The following is a 518-nucleotide window of genomic DNA, read 5'->3' on the forward strand; positions in this document are numbered from 1 at the left end:
ACCAACGATTGCTGAGCCAAGTTTAGGGTTTTCTCAAAACCCATGCAGTATTGAACTGAAGAGTTTGATCATGGCTCAGATTGAACGCTGGCGGCAGGCCTAACACATGCAAGTCGAGCGGTAGAGAGGTGCTTGCACCTCTTGAGAGCGGCGGACGGGTGAGTAATGCCTAGGAATCTGCCTGGTAGTGGGGGATAACGTCCGGAAACGGACGCTAATACCGCATACGTCCTACGGGAGAAAGCAGGGGACCTTCGGGCCTTGCGCTATCAGATGAGCCTAGGTCGGATTAGCTAGTTGGTGGGGTAAAGGCTCACCAAGGCGACGATCCGTAACTGGTCTGAGAGGATGATCAGTCACACTGGAACTGAGACACGGTCCAGACTCCTACGGGAGGCAGCAGTGGGGAATATTGGACAATGGGCGAAAGCCTGATCCAGCCATGCCGCGTGTGTGAAGAAGGTCTTCGGATTGTAAAGCACTTTAAGTTGGGAGGAAGGGTCGTTACCTAATACGTG

General features: G+C 53.3%; 1 rRNA gene. It reads left to right on the plus strand.

From position 1 onward, the window contains the following. Positions 1 to 52 precede the first annotated feature (52 nt). Positions 53 to 518: ribosomal RNA gene (locus tag DGA31_RS29500) — 16S ribosomal RNA — on the plus strand; the annotation flags it as partial.

Origin of the sequence: Pseudomonas ovata, assembly GCF_003131185.1 — a bacterium.
Lineage (GTDB): Bacteria > Pseudomonadota > Gammaproteobacteria > Pseudomonadales > Pseudomonadaceae > Aquipseudomonas > Aquipseudomonas ovata.